This is a genomic window from Streptomyces sp. NPDC039430 (assembly GCF_055639435.1).
In genome coordinates this window covers 72,909-85,047 of record NZ_JBVKAK010000010.1, presented here as the reverse complement: position 1 = coordinate 85,047, position 12,139 = coordinate 72,909, and the positions used below count along the sequence as shown (strand labels likewise).

Annotated in this window: 12 protein-coding genes; 5 read left to right on the top strand and 7 right to left on the bottom strand. The window is 72.8% G+C overall.

Annotation, left to right across the window (positions count from 1 at the left end):
• Positions 1-41 precede the first annotated feature (41 nt).
• Positions 42-806: a TetR/AcrR family transcriptional regulator gene (locus ACZ7LS_RS24890; RefSeq protein ID WP_385135293.1), complete on the top strand. Its 765-nt coding sequence runs from the start codon at positions 42-44 to the stop codon at positions 804-806.
• An 82-nt stretch (positions 807-888) separates the two neighbouring features.
• Here the strand turns inward: ACZ7LS_RS24890 and ACZ7LS_RS24885 are convergent, their stop codons facing one another.
• Both ACZ7LS_RS24885 and ACZ7LS_RS24880 read right to left on the bottom strand, forming a co-directional pair.
• Complete coding sequence (locus ACZ7LS_RS24885; protein WP_382872754.1) at positions 889-1,734, bottom strand: class I SAM-dependent methyltransferase; 846 nt, start codon at positions 1,732-1,734, stop codon at positions 889-891.
• A gap of 151 nt (positions 1,735-1,885) precedes the next feature.
• On the bottom strand, positions 1,886-2,860 hold the full coding sequence (locus ACZ7LS_RS24880) for a sigma-70 family RNA polymerase sigma factor (RefSeq protein ID WP_385135291.1): 975 nt from the start codon (positions 2,858-2,860) through the stop codon (positions 1,886-1,888).
• A gap of 76 nt (positions 2,861-2,936) precedes the next feature.
• Between ACZ7LS_RS24880 and ACZ7LS_RS24875 the strand changes: the two genes are divergently transcribed.
• Positions 2,937-4,088, top strand: coding sequence for an alkene reductase (locus ACZ7LS_RS24875; RefSeq protein ID WP_382667047.1), 1,152 nt, complete (start codon positions 2,937-2,939; stop codon positions 4,086-4,088).
• A 34-nt stretch (positions 4,089-4,122) separates the two neighbouring features.
• Here ACZ7LS_RS24875 and ACZ7LS_RS24870 read toward each other — a convergent pair whose 3' ends face one another.
• Entirely contained in the window at positions 4,123-4,527 is a 405-nt protein-coding gene (locus tag ACZ7LS_RS24870; RefSeq protein WP_382523914.1) for a MerR family transcriptional regulator, read from the bottom strand.
• A 76-nt stretch (positions 4,528-4,603) separates the two neighbouring features.
• Here ACZ7LS_RS24870 and ACZ7LS_RS24865 point away from each other — a divergent pair, with 76 nt between their 5' ends.
• From ACZ7LS_RS24865 to ACZ7LS_RS24855, 3 genes are all read left to right on the top strand, one after another.
• Positions 4,604-5,869 (top strand): MFS transporter, encoded by a 1,266-nt coding sequence (locus tag ACZ7LS_RS24865; RefSeq protein ID WP_385135290.1) that lies wholly within the window; start codon positions 4,604-4,606, stop codon positions 5,867-5,869.
• A gap of 157 nt (positions 5,870-6,026) precedes the next feature.
• Positions 6,027-6,905, top strand: coding sequence for a sigma-70 family RNA polymerase sigma factor (locus ACZ7LS_RS24860; RefSeq protein ID WP_385135288.1), 879 nt, complete (start codon positions 6,027-6,029; stop codon positions 6,903-6,905).
• A 305-nt stretch (positions 6,906-7,210) separates the two neighbouring features.
• Positions 7,211-7,594 carry a peptidase inhibitor family I36 protein gene (locus tag ACZ7LS_RS24855; protein WP_382523906.1) on the top strand — a complete coding sequence of 128 codons (384 nt, stop codon included), beginning with the start codon at positions 7,211-7,213 and terminating at the stop codon, positions 7,592-7,594.
• A gap of 83 nt (positions 7,595-7,677) precedes the next feature.
• On the opposite strand, the gene ACZ7LS_RS24850 is transcribed toward ACZ7LS_RS24855, so the two are convergent.
• From ACZ7LS_RS24850 to ACZ7LS_RS24835, 4 genes are all read right to left on the bottom strand, one after another.
• Positions 7,678-8,436, bottom strand: coding sequence for an SDR family NAD(P)-dependent oxidoreductase (locus tag ACZ7LS_RS24850; RefSeq protein WP_382523903.1), 759 nt, complete (start codon positions 8,434-8,436; stop codon positions 7,678-7,680).
• Between the two features lie 25 nt (positions 8,437-8,461).
• Positions 8,462-9,847: an MFS transporter gene (locus ACZ7LS_RS24845; protein ID WP_385135286.1), complete on the bottom strand. Its 1,386-nt coding sequence runs from the start codon at positions 9,845-9,847 to the stop codon at positions 8,462-8,464.
• 77 nt (positions 9,848-9,924) lie between these two features.
• Positions 9,925-10,509 carry a TetR/AcrR family transcriptional regulator gene (locus ACZ7LS_RS24840; RefSeq protein ID WP_385135285.1) on the bottom strand — a complete coding sequence of 195 codons (585 nt, stop codon included), beginning with the start codon at positions 10,507-10,509 and terminating at the stop codon, positions 9,925-9,927.
• Between the two features lie 117 nt (positions 10,510-10,626).
• Positions 10,627-12,078: an amidase gene (locus ACZ7LS_RS24835; protein ID WP_385135284.1), complete on the bottom strand. Its 1,452-nt coding sequence runs from the start codon at positions 12,076-12,078 to the stop codon at positions 10,627-10,629.
• Between the last annotated feature and the right edge of the window lie 61 nt (positions 12,079-12,139).

Genomic DNA, 12,139 nt, shown 5'->3' with positions numbered 1-12,139 from the left:
GCGCGCCCCACCGGTACGAACATGTTCGTTAAGGTGGGTTCGTGACTCCCAGAACCCCGGCGCCCCGCAGCCGCCGCGAACGGCCCGCCAAGCCCGCGCTCACCTATGAGGGCATCGTCGCCACCGCGGTCCGCCTGATGGAGAGCGAGGGCCTTCAGCGCGTCACCATGCGGCGGCTGGCCCAGGAACTCGACACAGGCCCGGCCTCGCTGTACGTGTACGTGGCGAACACCGCCGAGCTGCACGCGGCGATCCTGGAGGAGCTGCTCGGTGCCGTCGATCTGTCCCCGGCCGCGGGCAAGGGTGCCGCGGGCGAGGGCGGGAGCGAGAGCGGGAGCAAGCGCGAGGGCGAGGGCGAGGGCGACAAGCGCGAGGGCGACTGGCGCGAGCGGCTGGCGCGGCTGCTCGGCTCGTACACGCACGTCCTGTTCGCACACCCCAGCCTCGCCCACTCCGCGCTGATCGCCCGTCCCTCGGGCCCCAACTACCTGGCCCTGGTCGAGGCCGTGCTCGCCCTCCTGCACGAGGGCGGGGTACCGGACGCGCAGGCCGCCTGGGGCGTCGACGTACTGCTCCAGGTAGCCACCGCCAACGCGGCGGAACACTCCACCCGCGACCGGACCGCCGGGGCCGAGGCCGAACACCACGCTCTCGTCGCGGCGTTGCGCGACGCGTCCCCCGGCACGCATCCGCGTATCGCCGCGCTCGGCGGCGACCTCACCTCCGGCGCCCCGGAGCAACGTCTCGCCTGGACCTTCCGCATGGTGATCAACGGCACCGCGACCACCCCGCGCCCCGCGCGGTGAGCGCGGGGCCACCGGACGGAGGGCTACGGGAGCGGGGCCACCGGGCGGAGGGCTACGGCACGGAGGGCTACGGCGCGGAGGGCTACGGCGCGGAGGGCTCGCGCCAGACGAAGACCTCGGTGCTCGGCTGACGTTCGGAGAACCGGCCGGACGGCGAGGTCTCCCGCAGCAGCCGTCCGAGATCCGCCTCGAACTCGCCGCGTCGCGTGCCGAAAAGGTGCGGCGCGGAAGAGGACATCGAGAACGCCCACGCCAGGACGTCACCGCTGGAGCGCTCCAGCGCCTGCCCTCCGGGCACGACATACCGCTCAGGTCCCGCGAAGCCCGCCCGGCGGAGCACGGCGGCCTCGTCGCCGGGCGTCCCGTACCGCAGTACCCCGCGGCCGGCGCGCCGGACCGGGCCCAGGTACCGCGCGACCAGCTCGTCGATGGCCGCGTAGGGGACGGCGGGATACGGGAGACCGTCGACGCCTCGCGTCTCCGTCTTCAGGTCCGCGATATGCACCAGGGCACCGGCCGGCCGGAGCATGTCCCTGACCGTCGCCGCCACCAGATCACGGTCCATCCAGTGGAAGGACTGGCCGAAGGTCGCGACGGCGAACGCCCCGAGCCCCGCGGGCAGTTCCTCGGCCCGCGCCCGCACCCACCTCGCCTTACGGGCCACGCCCGCCGTGCCGGCCCGCCGCGCGGCTTCGGCGACCATCCCGCCGTCCGGGTCCACGCCGACCACCTCGGCGAACAGATCCGCGAAGCTCAGCGCGAGCGTGCCGGGCCCGCAGCCCACATCGAGCAGACGCCCCCGGCCGTCGAGCGCCAGGACCTCGCCGAGCAGCTCCGCGAGTCCGGGCGCGTACGGGAGCCGCCCGCGCCAGTAGTAGGGAGCCGACCCCGAGAACAGCGTGTCGTCCCACTCCCAGCCCTCAGGCATACCGCCCCTACCGCCCTTCTCGACACTCGTTGACCCACACACTCGTTGACCCACGGACTCGTTGACTCACGGACTCGACGACTCGCGGAGTCCCGGACTGACGGACTGACGGACTGACGGACTGACGTACCGCCCGGCCACCGTCAGGGCATCAGCCTCGCACCGCCCCCGGACGCGCGGCCACGTCGAGCACGGCCAGTTCGAGCCGCTGAAGGCGGGCCGGGGCGGCGATCACCTCGTAGCCGGTGATCCTCTCGCCCTCGATCGTGAAGGTGAGGGCGAGGAGCAGCCGGCCGCGCGGGGCGACGACGACTCCCACCGTTCCGTTCACGAGCGCCGCTTCCGCGAACCGTGCCCTGCGGCCCAGGACCCTGGTCTCCTCGGCCACGACGCGCGCCCCGCGGACCTCCGTCGCCACGCCCGGTGGCAGGGCGGCGGGGTCGGCCCGGCGTACGACGTCCGGGGCCAGCACCGCGAGAAGCGCGTTCAGGTCGCCGCCGCGCGAGGCGGCGAGGAAGGCTTCGACGACGTGCCGGTACCGGCCGAGATCGGCCGCGGGCACCGCGGGGGTGCCCTGTACCTTGTGGCGCGCGCGACTGGCCAGCTTCTTCGTGGTGACCGGTGAGCGCTCCACGATCGGCGCGATCCGGTCGAACGGAACGGCGAACAGGTCGTGCAGTACGAAGACGATCCGCTCGACCGGACCCAGCGTGTCCAGCACCACGAGCAGCGCCCGGCCGACCGAATCGGCCTGCAGCGCCTCCTCTTCTGGGTCGCCCCCGGCACCGCCCCCGCCCCCGCCCCCGCCCCCGGCACCGGCACCGCCGCCGCCGCCGTCACGGGCGGCCTCGATCCGGTCCGGCAGCCGCTCCCCCACCGGGTCCTCACGTCGTGCCGTACGGGAGCGCAGCATGTCGAGGCAGACGCGCGAGACGACCGTCGTCAGCCAGCCGGCCAGGTTGCCGACACCGTCGGCGTCGACGCGGCTGAGCCGCAGCCACGATTCCTGGACCGCGTCGTCCGCCTCGCCGACCGAGCCGAGCATCCGGTAGGCGACCGCCCGCAGCCGGGTGCGGTGCGTCTCGAAGCGTTCCGCCAGCCGGTCCTGGTCTCGTTGCCCGCCCATCGGTCACCTTTTCTCGTCGCGCTCCGTCAACTTCAGCACACCCCTGTTGACGGGGAGAGACAAGAAAAGGTGACCGATGACCACGACGACGGATCACACGACCAGTACGACACCGGCTGCCGCTCTCGACCAGCCGCTGCTGCGGCCCGCCCGCCTCGGGGACCTCCGGCTCCCCAACCGCGTGGTGATGGCCCCTCTCACCCGCGCCCGCGCGGCCGGCCCGGAGCTGCTGCCGACCGAGATGCACGCCGCCTACTACGGCCAGCGGGCCTCCGCCGGGCTGATCATCACCGAGGGGACCTGGGTGAGCGAGCGCGCGATCGGCTTCGCCCGCGTTCCCGGCGTCTACAGCGAGGAGCAGGTCGCCGCGTGGCGCCGGGTGACCGATGTCGTACACGCCCTCGGCGGCCGTATCGTCCTCCAGCTCTGGCACACCGGCGCCGCCTCGCACCCCGATCACCTCGGGGGAGACCTGCCGGCCGGACCCTCGGCGGTCAATCCGCACGAGCGGTCGTACACCCCGAGCGGCTTCAAGGCCACCGTCACCCCCCGGGAGATGACCACCGCCGGCATCGGGACCACGATCGCGGAGTACGGCGCCGCCGCGGCGAACGCCCGGCGCGCCGGGTTCGACGGGGTGGAGGTCCATGCCATCGGTCCGTTCCTGATACCGCAGTTCCTCAACCCGCGGCTGAACCGCCGCTCCGACGGGTACGGCGCCGACCGCGCCGACCGGCGGCGTCTGCTGTGCGAGATCATCGACGCGGTCGCCGCACCCTGGGACGAGCGGCGGGTCGGGGTGCGGCTGTCGCCCCACTGGGACGCCGGTGACCACTTCACCGCCGACGAGGCAACGCTCGCCGACTACGACGCACTCGTGGCGGAGCTGAGCGCCCGCCCGGTGGCGTATCTGCATCTGCGCGGACCGGCCCCCGCCGCGCCGGGTGACGGCCCCGACTTCGACGCGTTCGCGCGCTACCGGCGGCTGTTCAGCGGTCCCCTGATCGCGAACCTCGGATTCGGCCGCGAGTCGGGGAACGCCGTGATCGAGGCGGGAATCGCCGACGCCGTCTCCTTCGGCGCGCACTTCATCGCCAACCCGGACCTCGTCACGCGGTTCGCGCTGGGCCGCGAACTGGCGGCCGGTGACCCCGGTACGTACTACACCGCCGGGGCCGAGGGGTACGTCGACTACCCCGCGAGCGCCTGGCGGGACGACGCGCGGTAGCCCGGGGCCGAAGGGCCTCCGGGAGCCACGGGCCTCATGAGGTCAGGGACGCCTCGCGGGCGGCGGCCTCCGGGCGGTTGTCGTCGCCCCGTACCGTGTCGAGGTAGTCGGCGATGGCGTCCCTGTTGCGGACGAGGCATCTGATGCGTTCGGTCATCCGGTCCCGTTCGCGCTCCAGCGTGGCGAGCATCTCCGGCGTCGCGTCGGAGAAGTAGATGACGCGGGGCTTGTCCAGGCACGGAAGGATCTGCTTGATGATCCGGGTCGGCAGTCCGGCGTCGAGCAGCCCCCTGATCTGTACGACCCGGTCGACGTTGTACTCGTCGTACGCGCGGTAGCCGTTCGCGCAGCGCTCGGCGACGATCAGGCCCTGCTCCTCGTAGTAGCGCAGCAACCGCCGGGATGTGCCGGTGCGTTCCGACAGCTCTCCGATGCGCATATGACCGCCCTTCGCGCCGTCGCCCGGCCTGGCCGCTTGACCTTCACATCAATGTGATGGTTCGAGCATACGCGGCATGCGAAACCACACCGAGCAGTCCACCGAACAGTCAACTGACGCCCGCGCAAGGGCCGCAGGAGCCGGGGCCGGAGCGGGAGCACACGGGGCCGAGGACCGGGGACTCCCCCTCGCCCCGCTGCTGGCCCTCGCCACCGCCGCCTTCATCACCAGCCTGACCGAGACCCTGCCCGCGGGTGTGCTGCCCGCCATGAGCAGGGACCTCGATGTCGGCGAGTCCACGATGGGGCAGTCGGTGACGATCTACGCGATCGGGACCGCCCTCACGGCGATCCCGCTGTCCGCCGCCACGGCGGGGTGGCGGCGCAAGCGGCTCCTGCTGACGGCCATGGCCGGATTCGCCCTCGCCCATACGGTCACGGCGGTCTCCGGGAACTTCCCCCTCACCATGGCGGCCCGGTTCGTCGCCGGGGTGGCCGCGGGCCTGGCCTGGGCGCTGCTGGCCGGGTACGCCCGCCGTATGGCGCCCGTCGCTCTCCAGGGCAGGGCGATCGCGATCGCGATGACCGGGATCCCGGTCGCGCTGGCGCTGGGTGTGCCCGCGGGGACGTTCCTCGGCGAGGCGCTGGGCTGGCGGGTGACCTTCTCCCTGATCACCGCGGTGACGCTCGCCGTCATCGGATGGATCGTCGCGACGGTGCCGGACTATCCGGGGCAGCGGCGGGACGGCCGGACGGCGACGACTCCGCGCACGCTCACGATCCCCGGCGTGGCACCGGTCCTGTTCGTCACGTTGGTGTTCGTCCTGGCCCACACCATCCTCTACACCTATATCGCCGCGTTCCTGGACCGGCTCGGCATGGGCGGCTCCACCGGCCTCGTACTGCTGGTCTTCGGCGCCGCCTCCATGGTGAGCATCTGGATCGTGGGCATCCACATCAACCGCCGGCTGCGCGCCCTCACCCTCGCGGGCGTCGTCCTGGTCGCCGCCGCCTCCGCTCTCCTGGCGGTGGCGTCGGGCAGTCCCGTTCTCGTCTACGCCGCGGTGACGCTGTGGGGGCTCGGGTGGGGAGGCGCACCCACACTCCTCCAGACCGCCGTGGGCGACGCGGGCGGCGAAGCGGAGGACGCCGCGCAGGCCGTACTCGTCACCTTGTGGAACGCGGCCATGGCCGGTGGCGGGGTCGTCGGCGGAATACTCCTCGGTCTGCTCGGCTCCGGCTCCCTCCCCTGGAGCGTCCTGGCACTCCTGCTGCCGGTGCTGATCGTGGTGACCGGTGCTCGTGCGCACGGTTTCCCCGCCCGGCGCGCCGGGCGCGAATAGGCCACGACTCGGGCCACGTCTCGTGGCACGACTGGGGCCACGTCTCAGGGCACGACTCGGGCCACGTCTCGTGGCACGACTGGGGCCACGTCCATGTCACGTCCGCCGGGATCCCATCCGTCACCGTGCTGACGGATGCCGACGGAGGAATGTGACCATGGACGACGAGAACGAATTGCTGACGGCGCGGTTCGAGGAGAACCGGAACCACCTCAGAGCGGTGGCGTTCCGGATCCTCGGCTCGCTGAGCGAGGCGGACGACGCCGTTCAGGAGACCTGGCTACGGCTCAGCCGCTCGGGCGCGGCCGGGGTCGAGAATCTCGGCGGATGGCTGACGACGGTCATCGGCCGGATCTGTCTGGACATCCTGCGCTCGCGCGCGTCGCGGCGCGAAGAGCCGCTGGACACGTACGTACCCGGGCCGGCGGACAGCCGCCCGGACGCGCTCGGTCCCGAGCACGAAGCGCTGCTCGCCGATGCGGTGAGCAGCGCGCTGCTGGTGGTGCTGGACACGCTGACGCCCGCGGAGCGGCTGGTGTTCGTCCTGCACGACCTGTTCGCCGTGCCCTTCACCGAGGTCGCCCCCATCGTGGACCGCACCCCGGCGGCGGCGCGGCAGCTCGCCGTCCGGGCCAGACTGCGGGTGCGGGGCGCGTCCACCGCCACCGACGTCGATCCCGCCCGCCGCCGGGAGATCGTCGCCGCCTTCCTCGCCGCCACGCGCGACGGCGACTTCGACGCGCTCCTCGTGCTGCTCGACCCGGATGTCGTGATCCGGGCCGACCGGGCGGCCATGAAGGCCGGCGCGGCGGGCGAGATGCGGGGCGCGGCGGCCGTGGCCCGCACCATCCTGGGGCGCGCCAAGGCCCTGCGGCCGGCACTCGTGAACGGAACGGCCGGAGCCGTATCGGTGCGGGACGGACACCTGCGCGTCGTGTTCGGCTTCACGATCACGGGCGGGCGGATCACCGGAATCGACCTGCTCACGGACCCGGCGTGGCTCGGCGGTCTCGATGTGACGATCCTCGACGACTGAGCCGCTCGGGGGCGGCGGCGAACGGCGGCGCGACGCTCTTCCTCCCGACGGGTGGGAAGAGCGCCTCCGACCGGGGGGCGCTCGGTGTGACGCCAACTCGCCCTGGCGCACCCCCGGTCGCGTCGCTTCCCACCGTCCCCCGGGCCGGTCATACGGGACGGCGTCTCATCAGGTCAGCGCGTGGGACGTCCCGCAAAAGCGTCATTTCGGCGGCGCCTGTGGCGGCCCCCGCCCCCCGGCCCGCAGTGTCATTGGCGAGCCGGCCGGTGCGGTCGGCCCACCCACATCCCGGAGGGGACAACAGCATGCGCATGACCAAGAAGTTCGCGGCCGTGGCCGGCGGCATCGCACTGACCGGTGGACTGCTGACCGGAAGCGCGGGTGTCGCCGGTGCGGCACAGACCGCTCCGCAGGCGGCCGCCGACTGCCCGTCCGGCTACTTCTGCGTCTGGTCCGGGCAGAACTACACCGGCCACCGGCAGCAGGTCGCGGGGACCAACACGAACCTGACCCAGTACCCGGTCTTCCAGTCCTTCAAGTCCTGGTACAACCGCGGCGCTTCCTGTGACTTCAAGTGGTTCTCGGCGACGAACCACGGCGGGTCCAGCGGAATCATCCCGAAGGGCTACAAGACGTCCGACACCGTGTCCCACTACATGAAGTCCAACACCTGGGTCAACTGCGGTTGAGCCGCGGCCCGTCGGACACAAGAGGGCGGCGCCCCACGGGGGGGCGCCGCCCTCGGGCCTGGCGCGCTCGCTCGTGCGGACCGTCAGGCCGCCGACCCACTGTCGATGACCAGGTCGGTGCCGACCACCGCGCCGGCGTCGGGCGAGGCGAGGTAGAGCACCGCGGCCGCTACTTCCTCCGCCTCCGCGACCCGGCCGAGCGGGTTCTCCGCCTTCATCCGCTCGGCGCGGCCGGCTTCCGTCTCGCCGGGCCGCAGCGACATGGGAGCGGCGGAGGCACCGGGGCTGACCGCGTTGACGCGGATGCCCTGGTGGATGTGGTCGAGAGCGGCGGCGCGGGTCAGCGCGGCGACCGCGGCCTTCGAGGTGAGGTACGCGCCGAGGTTCGGGATCCGCAGGTGTGCGCCCAGGTTGGAGGAGATATTGACGATGACGCCCCCGCCGTTCTCCTTCATGTGCGCGATCTCGTGCTTCATGGCCAGCCAGACGCCGGTGACATTGGTCCGCAGCACCGCCTCCCAGTCCGCCTCGCTCACCTCGCCGACGGGTACGGCGCCACGGAGTATCCCGGCGTTGTTGACCGCGATGTCCAGTCCGCCGAAGCGGGTGACGGTCTCACGCACGAGGTCCTGGAGCCGGCCGGAGTCGGTGACGTCGGTGGTGACGGCGGCGGCCGTACCGTGGGCGGCCTCGATGAGGGCGACCGTCTCGTCCAGGGAGGCCGCGGTGCGTCCCGCGGCGACCACGGAGGCGCCCTCGGCGGCGAAGGCGAGCGCGATCGCGCGGCCGAGTCCGGAGCCCGCGCCGGTGACGAGGACGGTCTTGCCGGTAAAGCGGTTCATTTCGGTAACTCCCCTGAGAGACGGATTACTTGACGCGGACGGATCGCTCGGCGCGGACGGGTCGCTCGGCACGGTGGTTCAGGAGGGCGACGGCGGCGAGGGCCGCCGCCGTCACGGCCAGGGACCAGGCGTCGCTGCCGAGCGTGAGCAGAACGGCCAGCAGGACGGTCGGGCCGAACTCCATCGCGGTGTTCAGCACCCCGGCCGCGAGCCCGGTCCGCGCCGGCGGCACACCGTCGGTGGCGAGCACGGCGGCCCCCGCGAAAGAGGCCGCGGCGCCGGCCGGCAGCAGGACAAGGCCCGGCAGCAGTCCGTACGCGTACGCGGTGTCCGCGTCGAGCCCGGTGAGTGCGAGCAAGGCGAGCCCGGCCGCGCCGGTGCCGAGTCCGGCGGCCGTGACGGTGCCGGCCCCGTACCGGCCGATGAGCGGTCCTGCCGCCCGGCCCGAGGCGATCAGCGCGACGGCGAACGGTACGAAGGCGGCCGAGGTCCGCATGGGCGACCAGTCGCGCGCCTGCTGGAGATGGAGCGAGAGGATCACGAAGGTCATCGCGGTCCCGCAGGCGCTCAGCGCGATGGCCATGAGGGCGAGGCCCCGTCGCCGGTCGAGCAGGAAGCGCGGCGGCAGCAGCGGGTCGCGGGCGCGGCGCTCGGCGTACCAGAACGCCCCGAGCAGCGCGGTCCCGCCCAGCAGCGGCACGAGCACACCGGCCGACGACCGGAGCGGGGCGCCGGTGACGACGACCAGCCCGTAACTGGCGAGGGTGGTCCCGGCGGTGGCGAGCAGAGCACCCGGCAGGTCGAGAGCCCTGCCCCGGTTCGGCGCGGTGTCCGGCAGCAGCCGGGGCGTGAGGGCGAGTGCCGCGCCCGCCACCGCGAGGGGTACGGCGAAGGTCCAACGCCACGAAAGCAGCTCCGCGATGACGCCGGAGAGCAGATTGCCCGTGGTCGCGCCGAGCACCGAGAGCCCGCCCCAGGTGGCCATCGCCCTGCCGTACGCGGTGGGTGCGGGGAGGACGGCGCGCAGCACGGCCATGGCGGCCGGCGCGATGAGGGCCGCGCCCGCGCCCTGCGCGAAGCGTGCCGCGAGCAGTGCCCCGATGCCGGGGGCCGACGGGGCGGCGGCCGAGGCGGCGGCGAAGAGAACCAGGCCCGCGGTGAGGGCGCGCCGCCCGCCGTAACGGTCGGCGAGGCGTCCGCCGAAGAGCAGCAGCCCGGCGAACGTCAGTCCGTAGGCGGCGTTGAGCAGGATCAAGTCGGCCCGCCCCAGGGCGAATTCGCGCCCGATGAGAGGCAGCGGTACGGCGATCGCGGCAAGCGTGAAGATCAGCGTGGCCTGGACGCTGCCGAGAAGGACGAAGACCCCTCGCCGCCGCATGGTGGCGGCGAGGGCGGTGTCCGTGGCGGTCATGTCCCCCCTTTTTTTGACTGATCGGTCCATTATTCGGGCATGCCTCACCGCGGCCCGGTGGCCGCGGTGAGAGTGATTCAGTCCAGCAGGGCCAGCGCCTGCTCGGCCGCGCCCCGCACCCGCGCGGGGTCGTCCGACGCCTTGCCGACGATCCGCACACCCTGGAGCAGGACGAACAGCATGCGGGCGAGGGCGCGCGGATCGCGGCCCTCGGGCAGCTCGCCCTGGGCCTGGGCCCGTACGAGCGCGGAGTGCAGCGGGGTCTCGACATGCTCCCAGCTGATCTCGACCCGGCGGGCCACCACGGGGTCGTGCGGGGCCAGTTCAGCCGCGGCGTTGGTGACGAAGCAGCCCGTCAGCCGGCCCTCCGGGGAGGCCGCCTCCGCGGCGAAGCGCCGCACCACCTCCCGTACCGCGGGCAGTGCGGGGCCCGGCTGGGACAGCTCGGCGAGGAGGAACGGATCGCGCGTCTCGGTGTACCGGTCCATGGCCTTCAGATACAGCTCGTGCTTGCTGCCGAAGGTCGCGTAGATGCTGGCGCGGCCGATGCCGAGGTGCTCGACGAGGTCCGCCATCGACGTCGCCTCGTAGCCGCGCCGCCAGAACAGCTCAAGAGCCGCCTGCAGCGCGGCGTCCGGATCGAATTCCTTGGTCCTGGCCACGTCGACGACCATAGACGCGTCTGGAACGATCGGTCAATATTGCTTGCCGTGAGCCCAGCCCTCCCCCCGTTGGTACGGCAGCACATCACCATCTGCCCCTGAGTCCGCGCCCGTTCCTCAGCGGGCCGGGTGGTTCCCCGCCCACACCTGGGGAGTTCGGCCGGACCACGGGCTCGCCTGTTCGAGTTGTCCGGCGAGGCGGAAGAGAAGGCCTTCGAGCCCGTAGCCGGCGGCGAACTGCATACCGACCGGGAGCCCCGTACCGGCGTCGGCCGTCACGGGTACGGACATGGCGGGCGTGCCCGCCACATTGAACGCCGCGGTGAACGGCGAGAGGTCGAAGAGGCGGCGCAGCCAGCCGAGGCCGTCCAGCTCCTCCGCGCCCTCGGCGTGGGTGCCCAGGAGTACGGGAAGCTCCGGCACGGTCGGGGTGAGCAGCAGGTCGTAGGCGTCGAAGTACCGGGCCAGGCTCCGGGCGACCCGGTTCCGGATCTCCAGAGCCGTGACGAACTGCGCGCCACTGACCCGCTGCCCGTAGTGGTAGGAGGCGAGGACGGGCGGCTCAAGGGTCGAGGAGTCGACGGGCCTGCCGAAGGCGGCGGCCAGCTCGTCGACCGAGGCCGTGAGATTCGCCGTCCACTGACGGGCACTGGCCAGGACGAACTCCTCCCAGTCGGCCCCGAGGCCGACCTCGGCCTCCGCCACCCGATGGCCGAGAGATTCGAGCAGCCGCACCGTGCGGGAGAGCGCGTCGGCCACCGGTGCGGTGGTACGGCGTCCGCCCCACGCGTGGGTGAGGACACCGATCCGCAGCGAGCCCGGGGGGCGGGTGACCTCCTCCGCGTACGGCCGCGACGGCTCCGGGGCGAAGTAGGGGTCACCCGGCTCCGGGCCGCGGATCCGGTCGAGCAGTGCCGCACTGTCGCGGACGGTACGGCTGACGCTGCCGTGCACGGCCAGACCGTTGAAGACCTCGTCGGACTGGGGGCCCATGGAGACCCGGCCACGGGTCGGCTTCAGCCCGAAGAGGCCGTTGCAGGCGGCGGGGACGCGGATCGAGCCGGCGGCGTCGGTGGCGTGTGCGACCGGGACCACCCCGGCGGCGACGGCCGCGCCCGCGCCCCCGCTGGATCCGCCCGCGCTCCGCTCCGGATCCCACGGGTTGCGGGTCGCGCCGTACAGCACCGGTTCCGTCGTGTTGCTGAAGGCCATCTCCGGTGTCGCGGTACGTCCGAACGTCACGAGCCCGGCACGGCGGAAGCGCCGCATCAGGAAGGAGTCGGCGCCGGCGACATGGCCGGCCGCGAGACGGCTGCCCAGCTCCATCCGCCGCCCGGCCATGGCGACTCCGATGTCCTTGATCAGGAAAGGGACCCCGGCCAGGGGTGTGCTGCCGGGGTCGGGCTCGTCGTCGGCCGGCCATGTCTCCACGATGGCGTTGATCCGCGGATTGACCGCCCGCGCGGCCTCGCGCGCCACCGCTTCCAGTTCGGCGGGGGTCACCTCGCCCTTGGCCACCAGCTCCGCGAGCCCGACCGCGTCGAAGCGCACGTACTCGGTAATTCTCACTGTCACTCCCAGCGCAACGAACGATACCGTTGAGTACCTGACGATACCCAACGGTATCTCA